The following is a 25,959-nucleotide window of genomic DNA, read 5'->3' on the forward strand; positions in this document are numbered from 1 at the left end:
CCCCTCACCGGGATGGTGCTGTGGGTGGTGCTAGTGCTACGCGGCTGGGATCAGCCGAGCAGGCGCAGCACGCCCTGAGAGGCCTGGTTGGCCTGCGCCAGCATCGCGGTGCCCGCCTGCGAGAGGATCTGCGAGCGGGTGAAGTTCACCATCTCCTGGGCCATGTCGGTGTCGCGGATCCGCGACTCCGAGGCGGTCAGGTTCTCCGCCGTCACGTTCAGGTTCTTGACGGTGTGCTCGAACCGGTTCTGCAGCGCACCCAGGCCCGCACGGGCGGTGGAGACCTCCTTGATGGCTGCGTCCACGGCCTTGATGGCCAGGCTTGCGCCACTCTCCACGGCAACGACATCGTCAGTCGTGTCGGCGGTTCCCTTGTCGTCGGCGGGGGTGCCCACGTCAGTGAGCTTCAAGGCATTCACGCCGAGGTGCGTGGCGTTGAAACCCTCGCCCGACGTGCCCGACGAAATCTTCACGTTGATCGAGTCGCCTGCTGCATAGCCGACCTGGAAGTCCTTGTTGAACTTACCGTCGAGCAACTGAACGTTGTTGAACGTCGTCTTGTCGGCGATCCGGGTGAGCTCCGTGGCCAGGGCGTCGTTCTCGGCCTGCAGCGCCTTGAGCGAGTCGGCGTCGTTGCTGCCGTTCGCGGCCTGCACCGACAGGTCGCGCATGCGCTGGAGGATGGCGTGCGTCTCGGTGAGCGCACCTTCAGCGGTCTGCACGACCGAGACGGCGTCCTGCGTGTTGCGGACGGCGACCTTGAGGCCACCGATCTGCGAACGCAGACCCTCGGAGATGGCCAGCCCGGCCGCGTCGTCGGCGGCGCGGTTGATCCGGAAGCCGGAGGAGAGCTTCTCCAGGGACTTGTTCATCTGCCCGTCGGTGACGGACAGGTTGCGGTACGAGTTCATCGCCGCGATGTTGGTGTTGACGACCAGACCCATGATGTTCCTCCTTGGACGGGGTCCTGCTGATGACTCCCGCTGCATCCGTGCTGCGGGCCGTGCTGGTGTCGCACTGCTGATTACGGCGTGGGGCGGCTGGGGCTTGAGTCGAATCCGCCGACTTTTTCGCCGCGTTCACTCAGCCGAGCCGTGCCGTCGTTCCGCGGCCGGCGACCGGCCAGCGTGCACGCTGGTGGGGGAGCGGGGGAGTCGCCGCCGGCACCGGCCTGCGGCCCGTCACCCGCTCGAGATAGCTGCGTTGCTGGTTGCGCGCACGCACCCCGCCGTCGGCCGGAACGCTCTGTCCCTCCCACAGCTCGCTCATCGCCGCGTGCAACAGGGTCAGCGCGCGGGCGCGCATCTGGGAGACCCGGGAGAGGGTGACCCCGAGGTCTTCCGCGATGTCGGTCAGAGATTCATCACCGAAGAAATTGCGCTCGATGACCTCGTCGAGCCGGTCGGGCAGGGCCCGGATCGCCTGGTGCAGGTGACGGGCGCGCTCTCCCCGCAGGACGGCGCGCTCGGGCGACTCGCCGGTGTCGGGGAGGTCGAGCGACGTCCCGTCAGGGCCGGCCTCGGCGTCGATGCTCACCATGACGGCCCGGTGCACGTCGACCTGGAGGTGGTCGAGGTCGCTGCGCGCGACGCCGAGGCTCTGCGCGAGCTCCTCCCGCGTGGGTGGCCGGCCGAGGCTGATCGTCAGCGCATCAGCGGCGGCGTCGGTCCGGCGGGCCGCGGCCCGCACCGAGCGGCTGGCCCAGTCACCGGACCGCAACTCGTCGAGTACCGCACCCTGCAGGCGGGCGAGGGCATAGGTGGAGAAGGAGGCCCCAGCGGCCGGGTCGAACCGCCGGGCCACCTCCACCAGCGCCACGTGGGCACAGGAGAGCAGGTCGTCGCGGCTGACGTGGCTCGGCAGGGAGATCCGTGAGGCGACGGTGTTCACGGCGAACGCAGCCAGGGGCAGGTGCTCGGTCACCAGTGCGTCGACCTCCTGCTTGGACGGCCCCGGTACCGGGACGGGCACCCGGCCGTTCTGGAGCCGGTTTCGCGCGGGCCGGTCGACCGCGGCCCGCTCACGCGCGGGGCGCTCGGTCGCGAAGGCACGAACTGGGGTCACGTCCGTATACCTCGGCGGGCGCAGGCGAGGTCGGCACCACCGTCGGCGGATTTCCCACCGAACCTGAACGCCATTTGCGCGCTTCGGCTTGACCCCCTCCGAACGGGTGCCGATGGCTGGTGCGACGAAGGTCGACGGCCGGCTCCCCGGACCCGGCCGAGCGCGATGCCGGAGAAGACGACGGAAGGTGGTGGACGCGTGGACTACCAGCACCTCTCGACGTTGCTGTGGCGGGAGCAGGAGCTCCTGGATCTGCTGCTGTTCAAAGCCGAGGAGAAGCAGTACCTGATCGTCACCGGCAAGACCCGGTGGCTGCAGCGCATCGCGCACGAGATCGAGATGATCCTCGATCAGCTGCGCACGCTCGAGGTCCAGCGGGCGGCCGCGACCGAGGTGATCGCGGAGAGACTGGGGCTCGGTGCCAACCCGTCGCTGCGCCAGGTCGCCGAGGTCGCCCCGGTGCCCTGGAACGACCTTCTGGCCAAGCACCACGAGGCCCTGCTCGTCCTCGTCACCGACCTGCGCAGTCTCTCCGACGCCAACCGTGAGCTGATCGAGGGCGGCCTGGCCGCGATCGGCGACGCGCTCCTGCAGATGCGCACCCCCTCGGCCGGTACCTACGGCGCCACCGGGCGGCACTCCGACGGCAGCAATCGTGCCGTCACCCTGGACGGAGCACTCTGACGTGAGCACTTTCGGCGGCCTGAACACGGCCACCACGTCCCTGTGGGCCCAGCGGCGGGCTCTCGACGTCACCGGTCAGAACATCGCCAACGTCAACACTGAGGGCTACTCCCGCCAGCGGGTCGACCTGCAGGCCATCGGCGGCAGCGCGGTGCCGGCGTTCCACTCCACGAGCACTGGTGTGGGTGGTGGCGTCAACGCCGAGGACGTCGTCCGGATCCGGGACGCCTTCCTGGAGGGGCGCGCCCAGACCGAGCACGCCAACAACGCCCGCCTGGCAACCGAGGCCGAGACCCTTGGTCAGGTGGAGACTGCTTTCCGCGAGCCCGGCTCCACCGGCCTCCAGCGCCAGCTCACCGACGTGTGGGACGGCTGGGAGGACGTGGCGAACGCGCCGGACACCGGTGCAGCGCGAGCCCAGGTCCTCGAGCGGATGAACGCCCTGGTCGGCGGTCTCCGCTTCGCCTCCGCGTCGCTCGACGCACAGTGGACGCAGACCAGGGAGAACTTGACCGTCCTCACCGAGGACGCCAACGCCGCGGCCCGGGGCATCGCCGATCTCAACCTGGCCATCCAGCGCGCCACCCACACCGGTCTTCCTGCCAGCGACCTTGCCGACCAGCGAGACCTCCTGGTAATGAAACTGGCCGACCAGGTGGGCGCCAGGGCACGGCCGGGCCAGGACGGCATGGTGGACGTCGTCGTCGGTGGCTTCACGCTCGTCGGCGGGTCCAGCGCCTCGCAGCTGGCGCTCGCCGGCAGCCCGGACTTGGCCGGCACCGCGACCGACAAGCTGCGATTGGTCACCGCGGTCGGAGAGCTCACCGTGAGCCCCGGCGGCAGGGCGGCGGGTTCACTGAGCGCGCTCAACGGAACCCTGCCGAAATACCGGACCGAACTCGACACGTTGGCCCGGGGCGTGGCCGGCGCCGTCAACGGCTTGCACACCACCGGCGCCTTCGACCAGCACGGTGACCCCGGCGGCCCGGTGTTCGAGTCCTCGGACGGCGCGGACATCACCGCCGCGAGCATCCAGTTGGCGTTCAGCGACCCGGCGCTCATCGCGGCCTCGGGGCGCAGTGGTGGCCCGAGCACCGACAACAGCAAGGCCGATGCGATCGCGCAGCTGCGCCACGACGTCGGCGGCCCGGACGCGAACTACCGCAAGCTCGTCGTCGCGCTCGGTGTCGAGGCAGCGGTGGCCAACCGCAATGTGGAGATCCAATCCGTGATCACCACCCAGGTGGACGCCGCCCGGGAGTCGGTGGCCGGTGTGAACCTCGACGAGGAGATGACCAACATGCTGTCCTTCCAGCACGCGTACGCAGCGGCGGGCCGCCTGGTCACCGCGATCGACGAGATGCTCGACGTGCTCATCAACCGCACCGGCCGCGTGGGGCTGTGATCTGAATGCGCATCACGCAGCGTGCTGTCAGCCTGACCAGCCTGCAGGGCCTCAGCCGCAACCTCGACGCCTTGGGCAAGCTCCAGCAGCAGCTCACCTCCGGCCGGCTCGTCAGCAAGCCGTCGGACTCACCGACCGGCACGAACAAGGCCATGCAGACCCGCTCGGAGCAGGCCGGCACTGCCCAGCAGGCCCGCAACGTCACGGACGCGTCCAGCTGGCTGTCGCAGGCGGACACGACACTGCAGCGGATGCTGGACGCGGTGGGGCGGGTCCGGGACCTGACGGTGCAGGGCCTGAACACCGGAGCCGCGTCGGAGGCGAGTCAGCAGGCGCTGGCCGTCGAGGTCGCCTCGCTGCGTGAGGGTCTCATCGCACTGGCCAACACCAGGGTGCAGGGACGACCGATCTTCGGCGGCGTCACGGCCGGTACCGATGCCTACCACGCGGACGGCACCTTCCTCGGCGCGGAGGACTCCACCATCACGCGGCGGGTGTCGGACAGCGAGCTGCTGCGCGTCGACGTCACCGGGCCCGAGGCGTTCGGCGAGGGTGCCGGCAACCTGTTCGCGATCGTCGGGCGCATCGCCGCCGACCTGACCGGCAACCCCGCCGGGCTGAGCGGCGACCTCGCCGATCTGGACGCGGTGGCGGACGCCATGCGCACCGCGGTCGCCGACATCGGGTCGCGCGCCGCCCGGCTCGAGCGGATCCAGCTGGTCAACAGCGACCGGGCGCTCTCGCTCGAGACGCAGCTCGCCCAGACGGAGAACATCGACCTGCCGTACACGATCATGCGGCTGCAGATGCAGCAGACAGGCTACGAGGCCGCGCTCGCCGCCACGGCGAAGGCCATCTCCCCGACGCTGCTGGACTACCTGCGCTGATGACCACCCTCACCGACGGCCCCCGAGCGGGTCCGACGACGACGGCACCGGCTCCGCCCCCGGTCCAGGTGCTGTCGTTCGCCGAGCCGCTGCCGGGGTTCCCCCGCCACTCCGACTACGTCCTGGTCGCCGGGGACACCGCCGGGTTGCTGTTCTGGCTGCAGGCGGTGGCTCCGGACGGTCCACGGTTCCTCGCCGTCCCGGCCCGGGACTTCTTCCCGGACTACGCGCCCGTGGTGCCGGCCCCCGTCCGGCGGGAGCTGGGTCTGGCCGACGCCGCGGACGCCCGGGTCTACTGCCTGGTCAGCGTTCCGGACGGCGATCCCGCCGCGGCCACGGCCAACCTCCGGGCCCCGGTCGTCGTCGCCCCCGCGACGCACCGGGCGCGGCAGGTCGTGCAGACCGACGGCGCCCATCCCCTTCGGCGGCGCCTGCGCCGATAACCTCAGTGCCACCGCGTCGGTGACGCGGCTCCTGTGCCCGCCTCCGCGGGCACCGCCACGGACGGCCACCACACACCCATGGAGGGGTACTCGTGCTCACACTCACCCGCAGCGTCGGCGAGACGATCCGCATCGGCGACGACATCGAGGTCCACGTCGTCGAGGTGCGCGGCGGCACCGTGCGGCTGGGCTTCAAGGCCCCCCGCGAGGTCGCCATCCACCGCGAGGAGGTCTACCGGCAGATCGCCGAGGCGAACCTCCTGGCCGCCCAGGTCACCGCGGACACGCTGGGCGCTCTCGCGGCGTTCGCGCCGGCGCCCCGGGCGGACGCGGACGCCGGCACCGCTGCCGCCGACGGCCCGGTCGAGGCGGCGGGCTCCGGGGACTGACACATCTGCACGGCTGCCGGGGGTTCACCTCGGCAGGCAGTGCCAATCTGACGGCGCCGCCGTCGTGGTGGGGTCCGACACGGGCAACTATTGCCGAAGCTTGACCCCGACAACTGCGTCGACACGGCGAGTTGTGTGCCGAGCTCGGCGCGTGCATGCGGCAGATTCCTCCCCAAGCAAGTGACAGGGGGCGATCGAGATGGCACGCAACGCATTCACCGCTTCGGCGGCCGGCGACCAGGCCGGTGAGCAGGAGTCCGTGGTGGTCCACGTGCAGCTGCGGCCGCGCCGCGGCTCCACCCGCAAGTGCCTCGCGGCGCTCGCGGCGCTGGCCGCTGAGCACGAGGACGCGGTCTTCGCCGTCACCGGCCTGAGCAAGGACGACCGCGTCGTCCGGGTGACCGTCGGGGTCGACCTCGGTCCCCGCACCGCGGTCGCCCGGTTCTCGCCGCAGGCCCAGGCGGCGTACGCCTTCGTCTCGGCGCTGTTCACCTCGCTGTACGACCACATGCCGGTCTACACGGCCGAGCCCAGCGGCGCCGAGCGCGCCGCCGCCACCGCGCTCCTCGAGCACGCCGCCGCGGGCGCCGCCCGTGCCGACGCGCTCCCCGTCGACGCCATCGACGCCCTCCCGAGCCAGTCGTCGCCGATCTCGCCCGTGCCCTCGCCGCGCCTCCCCGGCCCGGGGGAGCGCATCCCGGCCTGACGGCCTCCCGAGCGGTACGCCGGCGCCGGCCTACCCGGCACCTCTTCTTCCCCGTAGCGCCAGGAGTTCCCATGCCCGACCGCATCCCGACCGCGGACGACAGCGCCCGCAACCGCACGCCCCTGGTGTTCGGCGGCATCCCCGAGGCCGAGGGGTGGGCGCTGGCACCCATCACCCCCCGCGACCGGGTGCACTTCCGCGTCGACCACGAGCTGCCGCTGGACGAGTTCCGCCGGGAGCTGCCCGACGGCGTCACGGTCAGCTACGACGAGGGCGACGGTCTCTACCGGGTCGACGGGGCCTGCGGCTCGGCCGCCGTGCTGGCCGACTGGATCAGAGCCTGGTGCTCCGGCCGCGGGGTGACCACGATCGGGCTGCGCGCCGAGACGGGGGTCCGCCGGCGCACCCCGCGTGACCTCCCGCCGGACTTCCTGGCCGACCTGTGCCGCCACTACGGGCCGGTGAGCCTCAAGCGGCTGCAGCGGAACATGAGCACGATCCGCCTGCACCTGCCCGACCCCGACGACCTGGGGCAGCAGGTGTTCGAGTGGGTGCTCAAGGCCGTGGCCCAGTACGACGAGACCAAGTCGGTTCCGTTCGGCGCGTTCCTCGCCACCCAGCTGTCCAAGTGGGTGCACGACCTGGGCCGCAACGCCCATGGGCGCACCGCCGCCGACACCGAGCACAAGCAGCAGAAGGCGATCGCCGCCTTCATGGCCGAGCACCAGCGGCGGCCGAGCGAGAAGGAGCTCGCCGCCTACATGGGGCAGAGCATCGCCACGCTGCGCCGCAACTCCCAGACCGTCGCCACCCTCAACGGGCTGCGCAACCTGCAGTCCCTCGACGGCGCTCCCGAGGCGACCGAGATCCTGCTGCCCGACTCCGCCGAGGCGCCCGACGAGATCATGGGGGAGGCCGAGCAGACGCTGCTCTCCCATGCCCTCACCGCCGCCTGCGCCCCGGACCCCGACGCGCGCCGTGACCAGCGCGCTGGTCAGCCCAACGTCCTGGGCTGGGCGACGTGGTACCTGACCACCTGGGGCGGGCAGACCAAGACGCAGCTGTCGGCCGATCTCAACACCTCGGTGCGGAACATGAACGTCTACGCCGACCGGGTGGAGAAGGCCCTCAAGCACCGGCTGGCCGAGCTCGCCGACCAGTAGCGCCCCCGCCCCGTCGGAGACGGGACACCGAGATCCCGTGGGCCCGCACCTCCGTGCGGGCCCACGGGATCTTGCGCATCCAGGGTGCCCGGTCCGTCCGCCGGTGCCAGGGGTACGCGCGGGGCGGGACGTGCTGCCGCGTCCCAGGCGACCCCGCTCGCGGGTCGATCCCGGAAAAGCGCCGGTGAGGGGTCCGTTGGTGCCTGCACCTGCCGATATCCACTGTGTGACGCCCCGTCCGAGCAACCGCCACCGCGCTGTCCCGGCGTCGCCGGCGACCGGACCGCGGAACCGGGACGACCTCCGGTGAGCGCGCTGCCGTCCGGGGACACCGGTGCGCCGGTCCTGCTCCCGCACTGGCTCGACGCCGCTGCGCGGACGCTGCTCGCCGACACCGTGCGGACCGCGCTGGGGGACCGGTCGGTGCACCCCGTCGCCGCGGTCCACCTGCAGGACGTCCTCACCGAGCTGCACGTGGCCGCTGCCCGCGAGGCCGTCTGGCCCGCGTCGACCGCCCGGGTCCGGCTGGCCACCGGCTGGGACGAGGACGTCCTGCCCGTCCGGCTCAGCCCGGCGGAGCTCGCCGGCGTCCTGGCGCTGCCGGACCTGCCCGACCGGCTCCGCGGTCTCCTCGACGCCCGGAGCCACGCGTGACCTCGAGCCTGTTCGGCACCGCGCCGTCCGCACGCCTGCTGCACCGCTTCCGGGCGGCCCCGGTCGAGGTCGTCGACCTGCACGACGTCGCGGCCGAGCTGCTGCCGCGCCTGGCTTCCCCGCGGCTGCAGCTCGACCTCGTCCGGCGCCCGGGTGCCGGGACCGTGCTCCACCTGGAGGAGGACGAGCGGGTCCAGCGGGTGTCGCTGACCGATCTCGCCGACGACATGAGCCGCGCCGGGGTCCCGGGCACGGCCGCGGGCATCGCCGCCGCGCTGCGGACCTGGGTGGCCCGCCGCCCGGTCACCGATGCCGCCGCGGCCACCGCCGGGGTCGCCGTGCTCGACTGGGCCGACGGCTCGGAGACCTCGATCGGCTGGACCGTCGTCGTGGTGCGGGGGGAGCTGGCGCTGCCGTGGGCGCCCTCGCCGGCGGCGCGCACGGCGGAACTGCACCGGGTCCGGTCCGCGGCCACCGGCCGGGCGCACGACGTCCGGCTCGAGCTGCGGGTGGAAGGGCCCCTGGCGCTCTGGTCGCACCGCACCGTGCCGGTGCTGGCCTCGGCCGCATTGGTGGCTCCCGAACTGCTCCTGCACCGGATCGCCGGGGCGGGCCTGGCGCTGCCCGACATGCACGTCGTCGTGACGCCGCACCGGCCGGTCGCCTGCGCGGGGCCCGGCGTCGCCCGGCGGCTGGCCGGTCAGGCCAGTGACGCGAGCGTCACGCTGCCCTGGCGCCGCGTCGTCGACCTGCCCTGGATCTGAGCGCGGGTCCCGCGTTCCGCACAGGGCTCAGGAGATGTAGCCGTACTCCCAGTGCCACGGCTCGGGCTTCTCGCCACCGGGGCTCGCCCAGCCGGGCTGCACGAACCCGAAGCGGCCGGCGTTGGCGGTCATCCAGGTCCACTGCGGCGTGCCGGCGACGTTGACCCCGCCGCCGAGGTCGACCGCCAGTGCCCAGCCGTGGTTGGACGCCCCCGGGACGGCGGCGAGCCCCGGCTTGGCGTAGAACGCCGCGACCTGCGCCCCGAGGGACCGGTACGAGTCGGTGATCCGCAGGGGGACGCCGAACTCCTCCGTGAACGCCGCGTCCAGCCGGGCGTAGGAGGCGGCCGCGTCGCAGCGCAGCGCGTGGCCGGCGATGCCGAGCCGGCACAGCGCCTCGGCGGGGATGCGGCCGTTCTCCCAGCCGCCCCACCGGGGGCTCACCGGGCCGGGTTGCGGCAGCGGGGCGCCGCACGCGCCGGTCCCGCCGCCGGCGGGGAGCGCGGGGTTGACTGCGCCGGGTGCGGGCGCGGTGACCCGCACGGCCGACGAGCCGGCGGCCATCGCCCGCACGGCCACCTGGTAGGACGCCGCGGAGGCGCCGACGACGTCGCCGTCGCCGACGTAGATGCCGACGTCCTGGCCGCCGGGGGAGAAGACCAGGTCGCCCACCTGCACGTCCCGGGCGGGCACCGCCGGGCCGGAGGCCCACTGCGCCTCGGGACTGCCCGGCAGCGCGTACCCGGCGAGCAGCCAGGAGGCCGCGGTGAACCCACCGCAGTCGTAGGTCTCCGGCCCGGCGGTGCCCGGCAGGAAGGGCTTGCCCAGCTGGGAGAGGGCGTTGCTCACGGCAGCCACCGTCTCGGCGGGGAGGACGGTCACCGGCTCGCTCCCGATGACCGCCCAGGCCACCCCCGGCACGGGCCGGCCGTCGGCGTCGAGCGCCGGGGACATGCCGGCGGGGAGGCTCGTGAGGTCGGTCAGTGCGGCCGCGGGGGGCGGCGCGATGCCGCCGGTGGCGAGCCGGCCGAGGTACTCCTGCCAGCGGCGCGTCGCCGCGGCGTTGCGTTCCTGCTGTGCGCCGGCGGCTCGGACGGTGCCCAGGGCGGCGAGCCGACCGGACACCTCCGGGCTGAGGTCGTCGACCTCGGCCCGCACGGCGGACAGGACGTCGGCGGCGCGCCGGTCGGCGGCAACCACGGCGGCACGCGCATCGGCCACGCGGGCCACGGCGGCCTCGAGCCGGGCGGCGCTGCGGGCGGCCTGGACGACGTCGGCCGAGCGGTCCGCCCCGGCGCGGTCGGCGAGGGCCTGCTGGTACAGCACGCCGGGGGTCGCCTCGGCGTCGTGCAGGTCGAGCCCCAGCACGGGGTAGCGGCCGATGGCGTCGGCCCGGTAGAGGTCGGCCGCTCCGGCGCCGACGGCCTGTTGCCGGGTGGCGAGCTCCTCGCGCGCGGCCTGCTCGGCGGTGAGCGCATCGGTGAGCCGGGTACGCCGCAGGGCGGCCTCGCCGGCCAGCCGCTGGTAGCGGTCGGCCTGCTCCAGCAGTGCGCTGCGGGCGGTGAGCGCCAGCGTCGTCGGGTCGAGCGCGGAGCCGGTGCCGCCGGGAGCCTGCGCCCCGGGCAGCAGCAGGGCCAGCGCAGCGGGGATGAGCAGCGCGCTGGTCGCGACCACACCGAGGCGCGTCGACCACGTCGAGCCGGTGCGCTTCCGGCGGGCGGCGCGTATGCGGCCACGGGCCGGCCCGCGGCGCACCGCGGCGCGACCGGCGGTCGGGCGCCCGCGGCCGGTCGCACTCCGGGACGAATCCGGGCCTGCGGCGCCGGAGCGGGCGGCGACGGCTGCGCGGGCCGCGGCCAGCTGCTCGGGGGTGACACCGGAACGGGCGGCGGCCGCCTGGCGCAGGGCCAGTGCCTGCCGCAGCGCCGTGGCCTCCGCCGGGGTCAGGGGCGGTCGGGCCGGGGCGCGCTTCGCACCCGTCGCCGACCCGGCCGGGCGAGCGGCGGCCGTGCGGCGGGGAGCGGTGCGAGGGGCGGCAGCACGGGAGGCGGCGTCGCGTGCGGCGGTGCCGCGGGCCGGGGTGGTCCGGGTCGGGGACGCCGGTCCCGACGTGGTCGCACGCGTGGACGTACGCGATGCGGCCACTGCGTCCCCCGGGCGATCTGGTCGTGACGGATGGGGCTCCTGGTGCCGTCGTGGCCAGGAGCTCTCGCACATCCATCGACACGCCGTGGGAGATGCTTGAAGAGCCGGTCCCCGGATGGCACCCGTTCGGGGTGGGGTGGACCTCGGAGGAGGACAGGGGGCGCCAGGGCGCGCGCCTCAGGGCGCCCACCAGGCGCCGTGCCGGTGCTCGAGCGGGATCCGCAGCTCGCCGCCGTCCTCGGTCGAGACGACGAACTCCAGCTTGGTGATCCGGACGGGGGCGCCCTCGCCGTCGGGCTCCAGGAACCGGCCGGTCGCCAAGGGCATGGGCGGCAGGACGAGGAGATCCTCGTCAGGGGGCTCGGCCATGCGCGGTCCTTCCGAGAGCGGGGGTCCACCCACCGTAGGGATCGCGCCCCGGAACGCAACGGGCCGGGTGACCTGGGAGGGTCACCCGGCCCGGTTCGGCCCCGTCCCGGCGCTCGCCCCGGGCCTGCTGGGGGCGAGGAGGGCGGGGTGCTTCCTCAGCGGGCGTCGACGGGTACGTAGTCCCGTTCGGTCGCGCCGGTGTAGAGCTGCCGGGGGCGCCCGATCTTCGTCGTCGGGTCGGCGATCATCTCCCGCCACTGCGCGATCCAGCCGGGCAGCCGGCCGATCGCGAACAGCACGGTGAACATCCGCGTCGGGAAGCCCATCGCCTGGTAGATCAGCCCGGTGTAGAAGTCGACGTTCGGGTAGAGCTTGCGCTGGATGAAGAACTCGTCGTTCAGCGCGATCTCCTCGAGCTGGCGCGCGAGGTCGAGCAGCTCGTTGTTGCCGCCGAGCTTGTCCAGCACGGTGTCGGCCGTCGACTTCACGATGGCCGCGCGGGGGTCGTAGTTCTTGTACACCCGGTGCCCGAAGCCCATGAGCTTGACGCCGGGCTCCCTGTTCTTCACCCGCTCGACGAAGCGCGGGATGTCCCCGCCGTCGGCCCGGATGGCCTCGAGCATCTCCAGCACCGACTGGTTGGCGCCGCCGTGCAGCGGGCCGAAGAGCGCGTTGATGCCCGCGGACACGGAGGCGAAGAGGTTGGCGTGCGAGGAGCCGACCAGCCGGACCGTCGAGGTGGAGCAGTTCTGCTCGTGGTCGGCGTGCAGGACGAACAGCATGTCCAGCGCCTTGGCGAGGTCGGGGTCGACGTCGTAGGGCTCGGCCGGGAACCCGAAGGTCATGCGGAGGAAGTTCTCCACCAGGCCCAAGGAGTTGTCCGGGTACAGGAACGGCTGGCCGACCGACTTCTTGTACGCGTACGCGGCGATCGTCGGCAGCTTCGCGAGCAGGCGCAGCGTGGTGATCTCCACGTGCTCCTCGTCGAAGGGGTCCAGCGAGTCCTGGTAGAAGGTCGACAGCGCGCTGACCGCCGAGGAGAGCACCGGCATCGGGTGCGCGTCGCGCGGAAAGCCGTTGAAGAACTGCTTCAGGTCCTCGTGCAGCAGCGTGTGCCGCCGCAGCTTCTGGTCGAAGGTCGCCAGCTGGTCGGCGCTGGGCAGCTCGCCGTAGATCAGCAGGTACGTGACCTCGAGGAAGCTGGACTGCCCCGCGAGCTGGTCGATCGGGTAGCCGCGGTAGCGCAGGATCCCGGCATCACCGTCGATGTAGGTGATCGCCGACGTGCAGGCGGCGGTGTTCACGAAGCCGATGTCGAGGGCGACCTTTCCGGTCGTCGCCAGCAGCTTGCTGGTGTCGATGCCGTCGGCGCCCTCCGTCCCCGTCTTCACGGGGAGCGGGAGCTCGCCGCCCGGCCAGCGCAGGGCTACGTCTGGGGTGCTCGCTGTCTCGGTCATCGGGGACGACGCTAGCGCTCCTGCGCCCCGATCGCGCCCCGATCGCGCCCCGATCGCGGCCCGGGTCGCCGCGCGGGAGCGGGAGGAAGACCGATTCGTGTCCCTCGCGCTCCCGCGCGACCGTCAGGGGTGGGTCATCGAGAGGACGTCGAGCGCCTCGTCGAGCTGCTGCTCGGTGAGCCTGCCCTGCTCGACGTAGCCGCGCTCGACGACGACCTGGCGGATCGTCTTCTGCTCGGCCAGCGACTGCTTGGCGACCTTGGCGGCCTCCTCGTAGCCGATGTACTTGTTCAGCGGCGTGACGATCGAGGGAGAGGACTCGGCGTAGGTGCGGCACTGCTCGACGTTGGCGGTGACGCCGTCGACGCAGCGGTCGGCCAGCAGCCGGCTGACGTTGGCCAGCAGCCGGATCGACTCGAGCACGTTGCGGGCCATCAGCGGCAGCGTCACGTTGAGCTCGAAGACGCCGGTGGTGCCGGCGTAGGTGACCGCGGCGTCGTTGCCGATGACCTGGGCGCCGACCTGGATGACCGCCTCCGGGATCACCGGGTTGACCTTGCCCGGCATGATCGAGCTGCCCGGCTGCAGGTCGGGGAGCTGGATCTCGCCCAGGCCGGTGCGGGGGCCCGAGCCCATCCACCGCAGGTCGTTGGCGATCTTGATCAGCCCGACGGCGATGGTCTTGAGCTGCCCGGACGCCTCGACCAGCGAGTCCCGCGAGCTCTGCGCCTCGAAGTGGTCGCGGGCCTCGGTGAGCGGCAGCTCCATCTGACCGGCGAGCTTCTCGATGATGGCGGCGGCGAACCCGGGCGGGGTGTTGATGCCGGTGCCGACGGCAGTGCCGCCGAGGGGCAGCTCGCCGATGCGGGGCAGTGAGGCCTCCAGCCGCTCGACCCCGTAGCGCACCGCCGCGGCGTAGCCGCCGAACTCCTGCCCGAGCGTGACCGGGGTGGCGTCCATCAGGTGGGTGCGGCCGCTCTTCACGACCTCGGCGAACTCCTCGGCCTTGCGCTGCAGCGAGGCCTCGAGGTGCCGCAGCGCCGGGATCAGCGTGACGACGACGGCCCGGGTGGCGGCGATGTGGATCGCCGACGGGAAGACGTCGTTGGACGACTGGGAGGCGTTGACGTGGTCGTTCGGGTGCACCGGCGCGCCGAGGGACTCGGTGGCCAGCGAGGCGATGACCTCGTTGGTGTTCATGTTGCTCGACGTGCCCGAGCCGGTCTGGAACACGTCGATGGGGAAGTGCTCGTCCCAGTCGCCGCGGGCTACGGCCCCGGCGGCCTCGGTGATGGCGTCGGCGATCGACCGGTCGAGGACGCCGAGGTCGGCGTTGACGGCGGCCGCCGCGCCCTTGATCGCCGCCAGCGCGCCGATCAGCTCCCGCTCGATCGGGGTCCCGGAGATGGGGAAGTTCTCGACGGCGCGCTGCGTCTGCGCTCGCCACTTGGCCCAGGAGGGAACGCGGACCTCTCCCATGGAGTCGTGCTCGATGCGGAAGTCTCCGCCGTCCTGCGCTGCGCCGTTCTGCTGGGCCACGCTGTTCTCCCGGTGGTGTGGATGGTGACAGTGCTCCGCACGGGACCCTAGATCCCCGTGGGGGACCGGGTCGGTTCCGCCCTCGCCGCGGCCCGCCGAGGAAGGCCCTGAGCGCCGGCGCACCTGCGCCGTCGACGGTGCCGATCCGGCACGAGCCCTGAGGAGGGCCTCATGTCCCAGCCGCCTCTCACCCCGGACCCCGGCGGCGCGCCGTCCCCCCAGGAGCCGGCGGTTGCCGGCTGGCCGCCTCCGGGAGGCTGGGCCACCCCCGCGGCGCAGCCGGTGCCGGACTGGGCGTCGACGACGTCCTGGCAGCCGTCGGTGCCGGCCGCTGCGCCCGTACCGGCCGCACCGTCCGGGCGCGGCCGCTGGGCGGTCGCCGGTGCTGCCCTGGGCGGGCTGGCCGTCGGTGCCGTGGCCGCCACCTTCCTGGTGGGCGCGGTCTTCATCGGCAGCGCCGAGGACATCGGCCGCGCGATGGCCGAGGAGCTGACCCCCGGACTCACCGAGGGCATCCGCCAGGGGATGGCCGACGGCGCCCAGGACCAGATGGACGCCGCCATGGGCATGCTGGACCAGAGCATGGGATGGTACGCCGGCACGCCCACCGGTCCGGTCGACCAGTTCCCGCCGGTGGAGCCCGGGGACCTCGGCCCCGACGGGGCCCTGGACGCCTATGCGCAGACCTGCTTCGACGGCGAGCTCCAGTCGTGCGACGACCTCATGTACGAGTCGCCGCCGCTGTCGGACTACGAGGAGTACGCCAGCACCTGCGGCGGCCGGGTGAAGCCCTATGCGGTGATGGCCTGCACCGAGCTGGAGTGAGCGCGGGCGCCTTCGCGGCGTCGGAAGCCGTGCCCCGGCCCTCCCGCAGGGGCCCGCGGCGAGCCTGCGAGCGGTGGGGGCGGGAGAGTCCTTCCTCAGTTCCGGTCGAAGGGCACCGCGGAGTAGGCGCGCAGCTTCTCCAGCGAGTGCAGGCTGTCGATCGAGCGGATCGTGCCCGAGCGGGAGCGCATGACCAGCGACTGGGTCGTGCAGCCGCCGGCGCTGTACCGGACCCCGCGCAGCAGCTCGCCGTCGGTGATGCCGGTGCCCACGAAGAAGACGTCGCCGTGCACCAGGTCGTCGATGTGCAGCACGCGGTCGAGGTCGTGGCCCGCGTCGAGGGCCTTCTGCCGCTCGTCGTCGTCCTTGGGCCACAGCCGGCCCTGGAGCGCGCCGCCCATGCACTTGAGCGCGCAGGCGGTGATGATCCCCTCCGGGGTGCCGCCGATGCCCAGCAGCAGGTCCACGCCCGTGCCCTCGCGGGCGGCGGCGATCGCACCGGCGACGTCGCCGTCGGTGATGAACTTGATGCGGGCGCCGGCATCCCGGACCTCCTGCACCAGCTGCTCGTGGCGCGGCCGGTCGAGGATGCAGACGGTGACGTCGCCGACCGAGCTCTTCTTGGCCTTGGCGATGCGGCGGATGTTCTCCCCGACCGGCGCGGTGATGTCGACGACGTCGGCCGCGGCCGGGCCGGTGGCCAGCTTCTCCATGTAGAAGACCGCCGACGGGTCGTACATGGCACCCCGCTCGGCGACGGCCATGACCGCGATCGCGTTCGGCATGCCCTTGGCCATCAGCGTGGTGCCGTCGATCGGGTCGACGGCGACGTCGCACTCCGGCCCCTGGCCGTCGCCGACCTGCTCGCCGTTGTAGAGCATGGGCGCTTCGTCCTTCTCGCCCTCACCGATGACGACGACGCCCTTCATGCGCACCGTGCCGATGAGCGCGCGCATCGCGTCGACCGCCGCGGCGTCACCGCCGTTCTTGTCGCCGCGGCCGACCCAGCGCCCGGCCGCCATCGCGGCCGCCTCGGTCACGCGCACCAGCTCCAGCGCCAGGTTCCGGTCGGGTGCGGGGCGGTCGTTGGCGAAGCCGTGCCCGGCCGTCGTCGAGGGGAGGGGGCCATCGGGAAGGGGCAGCGACACGGGACCTCCTGGTTGGGCCACCGGGTGGTGGCGGTGCCCCGGCCCGGCCGCGCCCGGCGTGTACGCGCCGGGCGGATGCTGCGTGGGCGCTGGGCGGCGGTGGGGAAGCGATCGCCTGCGATCCTAGGGGCATGACCGGAATCGGCCCGACGAGCCAGCGTCCCCAGGTCCCCGACGACGCGGCGGCCCCCGGAACGGAGGCGCCCCCGCCGCCGTCGGCAGTGCAGCGCGCGAACCGGCTGAGCGCGGCCAACATGCTGCGCTCGCTGCTGCCCCTGGTGCTGATCTGCCTGCTGATCGTGGGCTGGGTCTCGATCAACAACGACCCGGGGGACCCGGTGCGCGAGATCGACCCGAGCAGCACGATCCAGCTGGCCCAGTCCCGGGCGGAGTACCCGGTGCTCGTCCCCGGCGGGCTGGGCGAGGGGTACCGGCCCACGAGCGCGCGCACCGATGCCGGCAACGCCTCCCCGGGCGACGCGGTCACCCTGCAGATCGGGTACCTGACGCCCTCCGGCGGCTACGCGGGCTACGTCGTCACCGACGCCGCCGACGCGGAGGCGGTGGGCGCGGTGCTCGATGGGGCGACCGAGGCCGGCGCGGTCGAGGTGGACGGCGAGCAGTGGACCCGCTCGACGACCGAGCGCGGCGAGACGGCGCTGTCGCGGGTGGCCGACGGCGTCACGGTGGTGGTCACCGGATCGGCCGCTGACGACGAGCTGACCGCGGTCGCGGCCGCGGTGCGGCCCTGGTCCGGCTGACCACGCGGTCGGGGGTCGCAAGGTCACGACATGGTGACTCCTCGGTGCGTCCCCGCGCCGCGGCGTCCCCGCGGCGGGAGGGTGGCGGGATCGACCAGTGACCCGACCGCCCGAGGAGAGCCCGATGCCGCCACGCGAGGAATGCCCACGCAGTGATCACCGGGCCCCGGCCGACGGGGGGTCGTGCGCCTGCGGCATGGTCACCCGGATCCCGGTGGCCCGGGCCGCAGGTCCGACCGACGTGCGCGACGTGCTGGCCCGCTGCCTGGACGAGGAGACCGCCGGCGCGCTCGCCGGGGCCATCCCCTCCGCTGGTCGAACGCCGGAGCTGCAGCAGCGCATCGAGCGGGTGCTGGCGGCCCTCGCCGACGCCGGGCTCGTGGTCGCCCCGGACACCCGGCTCCGTCCGCCGGCCTGAGCCGGCGGTTCCGGGTGCCGGGCGGCTCAGGCGTCGTCGGCGGGCGCGGCTGCGGCCAGGCGCTCGCGGGCGCGGTCGAGCCAGTGCTGGCAGAGGCGGGCCAGCTCCTCGCCGCGCTCCCACAGGGCCAGCGACTCCTCCAGCGTGAGGCCGCCGGCCTCCAGCCGCCGGACGACGTCGGCGAGCTCCTCGCGGGCCTGCTCGTAGGTGGTCGTCGGCTCGGGGGCGCGCTCGTCGGTGACGCTCATGCGGGGTCCTCCTGAGGGGTGGGAACGGCGTCGGCGTCGGGGGCTGCGGCCCGGTCGACGCGCACGGGGAGCCGGCCGCCGGCGACCCGGACCCGCAGCAGCTCGCCGTCGGCCACCTGGGCGGGGTCGCGCACCAGCGCACCGTCGGCCTGCTGCACCAGGGCGTAGCCGCGCTCCAACGTGGCGGCGGGGCTGAGGGCGGACACCCGGGCCCGGGCGTGCTCGAGGTCGCGCTCGGCGGCCTCGACGCGATGGGTCAGCGTCCGGCGCGCCCGGGTGCGCAACGCGAGGACGTCATCCTCCCGGCCGTGCAGCAGCCGGGCGGGCGAGGCGAGCACGGGACGGGTGCGCACGGAGTCCAGCCACCGCTCCTGCTGCTCCAGCCGCGCGACCACGAGGTGCCGCGCGCGGGCGCGCAGCCCGTCGACCAGGCGCCGCTGCTCGCCGATCTCGGGCACGATCCGGTGCGCGGCGTCGGTCGGGGTGGCGGCCCGGACGTCGGCGGCGTGGTCGACCAGCGTCGTGTCGGTCTCGTGCCCGACCGCGGTGACCACCGGCGTGCGGCAGCTCGCGATCGCCCGCACCAGCCCCTCGTCGGAGAAGGGCAGCAGGTCCTCGACCGAGCCACCGCCACGGGCGACGACGATGACCTCGACCGCCGGGTCGGCGTCGAGCTTCCGCAGGCCCTCGATCACGTTGCCCGCCGCCTGCGGGCCCTGGACGGCGCAGTTGTGCATGGCGAAGCGCACCGCCGGCCAGCGTCGGCGGGCGGTGACCAGCACGTCGCGCTCGGCGGCGCTGTCCCGGCCGGTGATCAGACCGACCACCCGGGGGGCGAAGGGCAGTGGCCGCTTGCGGGCGGAGTCGAACAGGCCCTCGGCGGCGAGCAGGCGGCGGATCCGCTCGATGCGGGCCAGCAGCTCACCGAGGCCGACCGCCCGGATCTCCGTGGCCCGCAGCGAGAACGAGCCGCGGGCGACGTAGTAGTCCGGCCGGGCCCGCACGACCACCCGGGTGCCCTCGGTGAGCTCCAGCCCGGGCCGTTCGGCGATGTCGCGGTGGCAGGTGACCGGCACCGACAGGTCGGCGGCCGGATCGCGGAGGGTGAGGAAGACCGTGGCCGCGCCGCTGCGCCGGGACAGCTGGGCCACCTGGCCCTCGACCCACACCTCGCCGAGCCGGCCGATCCAGTCGGCCACCTTCCGGGCCACCGTGCGCACCGGCCAGGGGGACTCCGGGGTGGACGGGGCGGTCATGTCCCGAGCGTGTCAGACGGCACCGACAGCAACCGGACGCCCCCTGCCCCGCCCCGGCCCGTGCCGGGGCCCGCTGCGAGCAGTGGGGGCAGGGGGGTTCTTCCTCAGGCGCCGCCGCGGGGGGCCAGCGGGCTGGACTCGACCGCCTGCTCCTCGAGCTTCTCCAGCCGGTTGCGCAGCATCCGCAGGTACGGCTCCCGGGCGCGGGTCGCCTGCTCGTAGGCGAGGAGGTCGGAGACGGTGTTCAGCTGGTAGCCGCGGAGGCGGCCGCGCAGCTGGGCGATGGAGAAGGTGTCGTAACCGTCGACGGGCGCGGCCCCGGCTGCCTGGGCGCCGGAGACCTCGCTGCCGCCCTGCGGGTCGTCGGTCGGGGAGTCCGAGGTTTCGCCGACGGCGTCGACGGTCGCGCCCTCGGCGATCGCGGCGTCGGTCTCGTCGGTGTCGGCCGGGCCCTCGTCGGTGCGCACCCCGGTGGCCGCGGCGACGGGGGTGCCGCCCTCGTCGACGGCGACGTCGGGCCCGGCGTTCGTGCCGGTGGCCGCGGTGTCGGTGTCGGAGGTGTCGGTGTCGGAGGTGTCCCTGTCGGAGGTGCCGGCGACGCTGCCGTCGGTGGTGGCCACGGTCTCGTCCGCGCCGGTCTCCTCCGCCGGGGCCTCGACGGCCGCCACGCCCTCGTCGGTGATCGCCGCGTCGACCGTCGCGATGTCGCCCTCGGGGGTGAGCACGTCGACGGAGGTGGACGTGGCGACGTCGGCCGTCGCCTCCGTGTCGGCGACCGCGGGCGCGGGGTCGGACTCCAGCAGGGCCGCCTCGAGGGCGTCGGCGTCCTCGGTGACCACCGCGTCGCCGGCGGCCGGCCTCAGCGGGTCGGTGTCCGGGGTCGTCGGCACCGCCTCGTCGATGGCGAGCTCGTCGAGCACCTCCTCGGTGGTCGGTGCGTCGGCCGCCGGCAGGTCGGTGAGGGACTGCTGGGCCTCGTCCGCGCCGTCGGTGAGCTCCTCGGCGTCGTCGGCGAGGTCCTCCACCAGCTCCTGGCTGAGGTCGTCGATCGCGGCGACGACGGCGTCGGCGGCCGGGTCGTCGGGGAGGTCGGCCACCTCTTCGTCGGTGATGGTGCCGGCGTCGCCGACCCGGTCGAAGGCCGAGCCACGGAAGCCCGCGGCGGGCGCCTCGTCGTCGTCGAACGTCGCCATGCCCGGTTCGGCGTCGCCACGCAGCCCGACGAGCAGCTCGTCGCCGCGGGCGACCAGCCCGGCGTAGGTCTGCTGCACCTTCATCGCGTGCTGCATCGCCATGCCGATGACGCGCACCGGCAGGCCGGGCAGGGTCTCGGGCAGCTTCCGGGCCTCGTCCAGCACGGTGGCCGCCAGACCGGCGGCAGCGCGGACAACCTCGGGGATCTCACGGGCCATGGGCACAGCGTGCCCCAGAACGTTCCGACCGACACCCGGTGTGTGCGAATACACCCCGTGGTGCGGCCCTGCACACGGCCCCGTCGCGAGCTCGCGAGTGACCGGGGCCACAGGCTCCTTCAACTACCATGGCGGGCATGGCTGATCAGCGCGGACGTGTCCTGCTGGCCGATCCCCGGGGGTACTGCGCCGGCGTGGACCGGGCGGTGGTCGCCGTCGAGCGCGCCCTGGAGATCCACGGCGCGCCCGTGTACGTCCGGAAGCAGATCGTCCACAACAAGCACGTGGTGGCGACGCTCGAGCGCCGTGGCGCGATCTTCGTGGACGAGACCGACGAGGTGCCCGAGGGCTCGGTCGTCGTCTTCAGCGCGCACGGGGTCTCCCCGGCGGTGCACCAGGAGGCGGCCGCCCGGCAGCTGCACACCATCGACGCCACCTGCCCGCTGGTCACCAAGGTGCACCAGGAGGCCAAGCGCTTCGCCCGCGACGACTACGACATCCTGCTGATCGGTCACCGCGGCCACGAGGAGGTCGAGGGCACCTCCGGGGAGGCCCCGGCCCACATCCAGCTCGTCGACGGCCCCGAGGACGTGGCGAACGTCCAGGTGCGCGACCCGGAGAAGGTCGTGTGGCTGTCCCAGACCACGCTGTCGGTCGACGAGACGCTGGCGACGGTGGACCAGCTGAAGAACCGGTTCCCGGGGCTGCAGTCGCCGCCGAGCGACGACATCTGCTACGCCACCCAGAACCGGCAGCAGGCCGTCAAGAAGATGGCCGGTGAGTGCGATCTGGTGCTCGTGGTCGGCTCCACCAACTCCTCGAACTCGGTCCGCCTGGTCGAGGTGGCCCTGGAGGCCGGGGCGCGCGACAGCCACCTCGTCGACTACGCCGCCGAGATCGACCCGGCCTGGCTCGAGGGCGTCGGGACCGTGGGGGTCACCAGCGGCGCCTCGGTGCCCGAGATCCTGGTCAGCGAGGTGCTGCACTTCCTGGCCGCACGGGGGTATCCCGACGTCGAGACGGTGAAGGCGGCCGAGGAGCGGCTGGTGTTCGCGCTGCCGCACGAGCTGCGCAAGCGCCGCGGCGAGCCCGTGGCGGACTGATCCGACGACGACGAAGCCCCGGTCGCGCTCAGCGTGGCCGGGGCTTCGTCGTGCCAGGGGAGGTCAGCGGCGGGTGACCAGCCGCACGAGGGACAGCACCACGGCGACGGCGGTGGCGACGGCCATGGTCGGGAAGCCGCGGACCAGCAGCGTGGCCATGGTCGGCAGGTTCAGCGTCGCCGAGGGGGCGAGGCTGATGTTGGCCACGGCGACCAGCGTGAACACCAGCGGCGGCGCGACGACGACGGAGAGCAGGTCCCGCTTCCGGACGAGCAGGGTGGCGATCGAGATGCCGGCCGACAGGGTGACCAGCGTGATCATGCCGAGGCCCATGCCGACGAAGGAGTCGACGGCGCAGCCGGCGAGGGTCAGCAGGAAGACCCCGAGGACGGCGACCGAGCCGCGGAGGCGGCTCTCCCGGGCGCCGTCGGGGGAGGCGGTGCGACCCCGGCTGCTCTCCTGGGCCGCCCGCGCGGCGGCGGGTCGGCCGCCCACCGGTTCCTGCCGGCGGGTGCCGGCGGGCGGCCGCGCGTAGCGGTCGTGGGCGTACCCGTGCTCAGCGGCGCGGAGGCGCTCAGCGGCCCGGCCGGGCGCCGGCACGGGTGGGCGCGACGGGCGGCCGGTGCGCTCGTCGCCGGAGGAGGCGCGCGGTGCCCGTGCGGGGTGCGGCCGTTCGGGGCGCCTGCCGCCCTGCCATGCGCCTGCCGTGCTCGCCGTGGCCATGGCGCACCTCCGTCCCGCTCCGCAGGGCGACCCGACTGGCCGACCTCCGGGGCAACGGTAGCGACCCGAGCTGGGAGTTCGTGGGAAGACGGCACCGCGTTCCCAGGAGCCGGTGGGAGGCCAGTCACGCCCCGTGGTGGGTGTGACACGGGGGGCGGACGAGCCCCGCCTCTCGGCGCCGGCAGGGCGCGCCCGGGAGCCGGCGCGCCGCTGAGCCCGACACGCCCTCCGGCTCAGCCGGACGTTCCGTCGCGCTCCTGCCCGGCGACGTCCGGCCGACCGAAGTCGTCGGCGGGCCGGAGGGTGCGGATCGTCGCCTCCACCTCGACCGGCTCGGGTACCGGCGACTCGGCGATGCCGAGGTCGTCGAACCGCCGGGCGGCGGTCAGCACCGAGCGCTCGTAGGAGCCCACCGTCTCGTTGTAGCGGCTCAGCGTCGTCGACAGGGCCGAGCCCAGACGGGTGAGGTGCCCGGACAGCGTGCTGAGGCGGGCGTGCAGGCGGCGGCCCACCTCGAGCACCTGGTCGGCGTCGCGCGCCAGCCGCTCCTGCCGCCAGGAGTAGGCCACGGTGCGCAGCAGCGCCAGCAGCGTGCTGGGCGTCGCCAGGACGACGTCGCGGGCGAACCCGTACTCGAGCAGCCCCGGCTCCGCCTCCAGGGCGGTGGTGAGGAAGCCGTCGGACGGCACGAACAGGACGGTGAAGGGCGCCGCCGGGCGGAAGGCGGTCGGGTAGCGCCGGGCGGACAGCGCGTCGACGTGGGCGCGCAGCTGGCGGGCGTGCATCGCGACGCGCTCGGCCCGCACCGCCCGGTCCTCGGCCTGCACGGCCTCGATGTAGCCGGTGAACGGGACCTTGGCGTCGACGATCACCTGCCGCCCGTCGGCCAGGGTGACGACGAGGTCGGGGCGGACGCCGGCGCCCTCGTCGTTCGTGCCGGCCGGCTGCTCCACGAAGTCGCAGTGCTCGAGCAGCCCGGCGACCTCCACCACCCGCCGCAGCTGCACCTCGCCCCAGCGGCCCCGGACGTGCGGCGTGCGCAGGGCGGTGACCAGCGCCGCCGTCTCGTGCTTCAGCTGCGCGGACGCCTGACCTACGCTGCCCATCTGCTCGCGCAGCTCCCCGTGGGCGGTGGCGCGGGCCCGCTCCATGCCGGCCAGCAGCCGGTGCAGGTGGTCCAGTGACTCGTGCACCGGTTCGAGCCCGGCGTCCTCCGGCCGCCGGCGGGCCTGCAGCGTGACGACGCCGAGGGTGATCGCGGCACCCAGCAGCGCGCCGAGGAGGAGCCCGAGGAGCAGGGAAGCGGCGTCCATGCCGTGGAGGGTGCCGGAGGCGACCGACAGTTCCGGGCAAGGGTCCGGTTCGTCAGCGCGTCCCGTCCCGTTCGAGGGCGCCGCCGCGGGCGGGCGGGCGGTGGCAGGGAGGTCCTTTCTCAGGCCGGGACCGGTGCGTGCTCCGCTTCGTGGTCGAGCAGCCAGCGCTTGACCGGCGTTCCCCACCGGAATCCGCCCAGCCCGCCGTCGGAGCCGAGGACCCGGTGGCAGGGGACGAACAGCGCCGTGGCGTTGCGGGCGCAGGCGTTGGCCGCGGCGCGCACCGCGGCCGGGCGGCCGCAGCGCGCGGCGAAGGCGGCGTAGGTGTCGGGCCGGCCGGCGGGGACGGTCCGCAGGACCTCCCACGCCTCCTGGAGGAACGGCCCGGACCGCTGCTGGACGACGACGTCGTCGATCGCGGCGACGTCCCCGGCGACGAAGGCCTCCACCGTGTCGAGGACGGGAACCCGGCCGACCGGGGCGGACGCGTCCGGCCGCAGGGCTGGGTGGACCACGGCGAGCAGGTCGGCGACGTCGGCGGTCCAGCCGCTGGCGAGGACGAGCTCCCGGCCGTCGTCGTCGGTCGTCACGACCGCGGTGAACGGGCCGGCCGGGGTGGCGGTGGTCGCGTGGCGGGCGGGACCGGTCATCAGGCGCTCCTCGGGAGGGCAGGGGGAGGGAAGGCGGCGGGAGCCGGGCGGGTGAACAGGGACGGCACGGCGAGCGCCCACAGGTGCAGGACGGCGTAGGAGCTCCAGGGCCGCCACCGGGTCGCGGCGTCGGTGTCGCTGCTGCCCAGTGCGGCGAGGGACCTCCGGAGAGCCAGGTCGCCCGGGAGCCAGACGTCCGGGTCGGCGAGCCCGCGCAGGCCCACGAGGGCCGCCGTCCACGGGCCGATGCCGGGGACGGCGAGCAGCGCGTGCCCGGCCTCGGCGCGCTCCGCGCCGGGTCCGAGGGTGATGGTCCCGTCGGCCAGCGCGGCGGCCAGCGCGTGCACGGTGCGCCGCCGTGCGCCGGTGAGGCCGACCGCGCCGAGGTCGGCGGCGGCCAGCGCCTCCGGGCGCGGAAAGGCGTGGGTCAGGGTGCCGACCGGCTCGGCCATCGGGGTGCCGGCCGCCGTGACCAGGCGGGCGGTCAGGGTGCGGGCACCGGCGACCGACACCTGCTGGCCGAGCACGGCGCGCACGGCCAGCTCCTCGGCGTCGGGCGAGGCCGGCACCCGCCGTCCCGGGGCAGCGGCGACGAGGGGGGCGAGCGCCGGGTCGGCGGCCAGGACGTCGTCGACCGCGCCGAGGTCGCGCAGGTCGGTGAGCCGCAGCCGGGCACTGACCGCGGCCGCGCCGTCGGGTGCGGGGGAGAGCCGGACCACCGCGGGACCGTGCGGCAGGTCGAGCACCCGGGAGAACGTCGTTCCGTCCCACTCCTCCAGACCCGGGACGGCGTGCGCGCCCAGGAAGAGCAGCACCTCGTCGGCGGCGTACGGGGCGCGTGCGGCGAGCCGGAGGGAGAGCCAGCCGGGTGGCCCCCCGTGCGTGCCACGCCGGCTGCGGCGCAGCTCGCCGGGGGTCGCGGCGAACACCTCGCGCACGGTGGCGTTGAACTGTCGGATGCTGGAGAAGCCGGCGGCGAAGGCGACGTCGGCCATGGGCAGGTCCGTCGTCTCGACGAGCACCCGCGCGGTCTGCGCGCGCTGGGCGCGGGCCAGCGCCAGGGGGCCCACGCCCAGCTCGCCGACGATCAGCCGGTGCAGTTGGCGCTCGGAGTAGCCGAGCCGGGCCGCCAGCCCCGGCACGCTGGAGCGCTCGACCTCCCCGTCGGCGATCAGCCGGACGGCGCGGGCGACGGCGTCGGCGCGCACGTCCCACTGCGGGGAGCCCGGCGCGGCGTCGGGCCGGCAGCGGCGGCAGGCGCGGTAGCCGGCGCCCTGGGCCGCGGCCGCGGTGGAGAACCAGCCGTCGAAGCGCGCATCCCGGCCGGCGACGGCGCGGTAGCAGCGCTGCCGGCCCAGGGGTTCGCTCACGACGTCGAGCATGCCAGTGCCGGACGCCGGTCTCTGGCGGTTTTCGGACGCCGCGGTGGATCG

General features: G+C 74.3%; 26 protein-coding genes and 1 pseudogene. 13 read left to right on the forward strand and 14 right to left on the reverse strand.

Annotated features, from left to right (window positions below; translation table 11 throughout):
• Window positions 1–50: 50 nt before the first annotated feature.
• A complete protein-coding gene (locus tag ABC795_RS03370) occupies window positions 51–944 on the reverse strand; it encodes a flagellin (RefSeq protein WP_347059481.1) in 894 nt (297 codons plus the stop codon).
• A 139-nt stretch (window positions 945–1,083) separates the two neighbouring features.
• A complete protein-coding gene (locus tag ABC795_RS03375; RefSeq protein WP_347059482.1) occupies window positions 1,084–2,064 on the reverse strand; it encodes a sigma-70 family RNA polymerase sigma factor in 981 nt (326 codons plus the stop codon).
• Window positions 2,065–2,262: 198 nt separating this feature from the next.
• Between ABC795_RS03375 and ABC795_RS03380 the strand changes: the two genes are divergently transcribed.
• The 9 genes and pseudogenes from ABC795_RS03380 to ABC795_RS03420 all read left to right on the forward strand — a co-directional run bounded on the left by ABC795_RS03380 (window position 2,263) and on the right by ABC795_RS03420 (window position 9,159).
• Complete coding sequence (locus tag ABC795_RS03380; protein WP_347059483.1) at window positions 2,263–2,748, forward strand: flagellar protein FlgN; 486 nt, start codon at window positions 2,263–2,265, stop codon at window positions 2,746–2,748.
• 1 nt (window position 2,749) lies between these two features.
• Window positions 2,750–4,153, forward strand: a complete 1,404-nt coding sequence (gene flgK / locus ABC795_RS03385; protein ID WP_347059484.1) for a flagellar hook-associated protein FlgK — start codon at window positions 2,750–2,752, stop codon at window positions 4,151–4,153.
• 5 nt (window positions 4,154–4,158) lie between these two features.
• A complete protein-coding gene (gene flgL, locus ABC795_RS03390; RefSeq protein WP_347059485.1) occupies window positions 4,159–5,040 on the forward strand; it encodes a flagellar hook-associated protein FlgL in 882 nt (293 codons plus the stop codon).
• Window positions 5,040–5,483 carry a flagellar assembly protein FliW gene (locus ABC795_RS03395; RefSeq protein WP_347059486.1) on the forward strand — a complete coding sequence of 148 codons (444 nt, stop codon included), beginning with the start codon at window positions 5,040–5,042 and terminating at the stop codon, window positions 5,481–5,483. Before flgL ends, ABC795_RS03395 begins: the two co-directional genes overlap by 1 nt.
• A 92-nt stretch (window positions 5,484–5,575) precedes the next feature.
• Window positions 5,576–5,749 (forward strand): annotated as a pseudogene (csrA, locus tag ABC795_RS03400) (carbon storage regulator CsrA); the annotation flags it as partial.
• 322 nt (window positions 5,750–6,071) lie between these two features.
• A complete protein-coding gene (locus tag ABC795_RS03405) occupies window positions 6,072–6,578 on the forward strand; it encodes a hypothetical protein (protein WP_347059487.1) in 507 nt (168 codons plus the stop codon).
• 71 nt (window positions 6,579–6,649) lie between these two features.
• Window positions 6,650–7,741, forward strand: coding sequence for a flagellar biosynthesis protein FliA (locus ABC795_RS03410; protein WP_347059488.1), 1,092 nt, complete (start codon window positions 6,650–6,652; stop codon window positions 7,739–7,741).
• Window positions 7,742–8,047: 306 nt separating this feature from the next.
• Window positions 8,048–8,395 (forward strand): hypothetical protein, encoded by a 348-nt coding sequence (locus ABC795_RS03415; RefSeq protein WP_347059489.1) that lies wholly within the window; start codon window positions 8,048–8,050, stop codon window positions 8,393–8,395.
• Window positions 8,392–9,159 (forward strand): hypothetical protein, encoded by a 768-nt coding sequence (locus ABC795_RS03420; RefSeq protein WP_347059491.1) that lies wholly within the window; start codon window positions 8,392–8,394, stop codon window positions 9,157–9,159. Before ABC795_RS03415 ends, ABC795_RS03420 begins: the two co-directional genes overlap by 4 nt.
• A 27-nt stretch (window positions 9,160–9,186) precedes the next feature.
• Here the strand turns inward: ABC795_RS03420 and ABC795_RS03425 are convergent, their stop codons facing one another.
• The 4 genes from ABC795_RS03425 to ABC795_RS03440 form a co-directional block, all read right to left on the reverse strand.
• On the reverse strand, window positions 9,187–10,833 hold the full coding sequence (locus tag ABC795_RS03425; protein ID WP_347059493.1) for an NlpC/P60 family protein: 1,647 nt from the start codon (window positions 10,831–10,833) through the stop codon (window positions 9,187–9,189).
• Window positions 10,834–11,481: 648 nt separating this feature from the next.
• On the reverse strand, window positions 11,482–11,673 hold the full coding sequence (locus ABC795_RS03430; protein ID WP_347059494.1) for a hypothetical protein: 192 nt from the start codon (window positions 11,671–11,673) through the stop codon (window positions 11,482–11,484).
• Between the two features lie 155 nt (window positions 11,674–11,828).
• Complete coding sequence (locus tag ABC795_RS03435; RefSeq protein ID WP_347059495.1) at window positions 11,829–13,130, reverse strand: citrate synthase; 1,302 nt, start codon at window positions 13,128–13,130, stop codon at window positions 11,829–11,831.
• Window positions 13,131–13,253: 123 nt separating this feature from the next.
• On the reverse strand, window positions 13,254–14,669 hold the full coding sequence (locus ABC795_RS03440; protein WP_347059496.1) for a class II fumarate hydratase: 1,416 nt from the start codon (window positions 14,667–14,669) through the stop codon (window positions 13,254–13,256).
• Window positions 14,670–14,840: 171 nt separating this feature from the next.
• Between ABC795_RS03440 and ABC795_RS03445 the strand changes: the two genes are divergently transcribed.
• Window positions 14,841–15,494: a hypothetical protein gene (locus ABC795_RS03445; protein ID WP_347059497.1), complete on the forward strand. Its 654-nt coding sequence runs from the start codon at window positions 14,841–14,843 to the stop codon at window positions 15,492–15,494.
• A 95-nt stretch (window positions 15,495–15,589) separates the two neighbouring features.
• Here ABC795_RS03445 and glpX read toward each other — a convergent pair whose 3' ends face one another.
• Window positions 15,590–16,642, reverse strand: coding sequence for a class II fructose-bisphosphatase (gene glpX, locus ABC795_RS03450; RefSeq protein ID WP_347059498.1), 1,053 nt, complete (start codon window positions 16,640–16,642; stop codon window positions 15,590–15,592).
• A gap of 131 nt (window positions 16,643–16,773) precedes the next feature.
• Between glpX and ABC795_RS03455 the strand changes: the two genes are divergently transcribed.
• Window positions 16,774–17,403: a DUF4245 domain-containing protein gene (locus tag ABC795_RS03455; RefSeq protein ID WP_347059499.1), complete on the forward strand. Its 630-nt coding sequence runs from the start codon at window positions 16,774–16,776 to the stop codon at window positions 17,401–17,403.
• Between the two features lie 196 nt (window positions 17,404–17,599).
• On the forward strand, window positions 17,600–17,821 hold the full coding sequence (locus ABC795_RS03460; protein ID WP_347059500.1) for a hypothetical protein: 222 nt from the start codon (window positions 17,600–17,602) through the stop codon (window positions 17,819–17,821).
• 26 nt (window positions 17,822–17,847) lie between these two features.
• Here ABC795_RS03460 and ABC795_RS03465 read toward each other — a convergent pair whose 3' ends face one another.
• The 3 genes from ABC795_RS03465 to ABC795_RS03475 all read right to left on the reverse strand — a co-directional run bounded on the left by ABC795_RS03465 (window position 17,848) and on the right by ABC795_RS03475 (window position 20,737).
• Window positions 17,848–18,069, reverse strand: coding sequence for an exodeoxyribonuclease VII small subunit (locus ABC795_RS03465; RefSeq protein WP_347059501.1), 222 nt, complete (start codon window positions 18,067–18,069; stop codon window positions 17,848–17,850).
• Window positions 18,066–19,325 (reverse strand): exodeoxyribonuclease VII large subunit, encoded by a 1,260-nt coding sequence (gene xseA, locus ABC795_RS03470; protein WP_347059502.1) that lies wholly within the window; start codon window positions 19,323–19,325, stop codon window positions 18,066–18,068. The genes ABC795_RS03465 and xseA overlap by 4 nt, the downstream gene beginning before the upstream one ends.
• 104 nt (window positions 19,326–19,429) lie before the next feature.
• Complete coding sequence (locus ABC795_RS03475; protein ID WP_347059504.1) at window positions 19,430–20,737, reverse strand: hypothetical protein; 1,308 nt, start codon at window positions 20,735–20,737, stop codon at window positions 19,430–19,432.
• 137 nt (window positions 20,738–20,874) lie between these two features.
• Here ABC795_RS03475 and ABC795_RS03480 point away from each other — a divergent pair, with 137 nt between their 5' ends.
• Entirely contained in the window at window positions 20,875–21,840 is a 966-nt protein-coding gene (locus tag ABC795_RS03480; RefSeq protein WP_347059505.1) for a 4-hydroxy-3-methylbut-2-enyl diphosphate reductase, read from the forward strand.
• Between the two features lie 63 nt (window positions 21,841–21,903).
• On the opposite strand, the gene ABC795_RS03485 is transcribed toward ABC795_RS03480, so the two are convergent.
• The 4 genes from ABC795_RS03485 to ABC795_RS03500 form a co-directional block, all read right to left on the reverse strand.
• Window positions 21,904–22,563 (reverse strand): DUF6542 domain-containing protein, encoded by a 660-nt coding sequence (locus ABC795_RS03485; RefSeq protein WP_347059506.1) that lies wholly within the window; start codon window positions 22,561–22,563, stop codon window positions 21,904–21,906.
• Between the two features lie 233 nt (window positions 22,564–22,796).
• The gene (locus ABC795_RS03490) at window positions 22,797–23,876 is read right to left on the reverse strand and encodes a DNA recombination protein RmuC (RefSeq protein WP_347059507.1); all 1,080 of its coding nucleotides are present in this window, start codon (window positions 23,874–23,876) and stop codon (window positions 22,797–22,799) included.
• 119 nt (window positions 23,877–23,995) lie between these two features.
• Window positions 23,996–24,526, reverse strand: coding sequence for a methylated-DNA--[protein]-cysteine S-methyltransferase (locus ABC795_RS03495; RefSeq protein WP_347059508.1), 531 nt, complete (start codon window positions 24,524–24,526; stop codon window positions 23,996–23,998).
• Window positions 24,526–25,896: a helix-turn-helix domain-containing protein gene (locus ABC795_RS03500; protein WP_347059509.1), complete on the reverse strand. Its 1,371-nt coding sequence runs from the start codon at window positions 25,894–25,896 to the stop codon at window positions 24,526–24,528. The genes ABC795_RS03495 and ABC795_RS03500 overlap by 1 nt, the downstream gene beginning before the upstream one ends.
• Between the last annotated feature and the right edge of the window lie 63 nt (window positions 25,897–25,959).

Origin of the sequence: Blastococcus sp. HT6-30, assembly GCF_039729015.1 — a bacterium.
Taxonomy (GTDB): Bacteria; Actinomycetota; Actinomycetes; order Mycobacteriales; family Geodermatophilaceae; genus Blastococcus.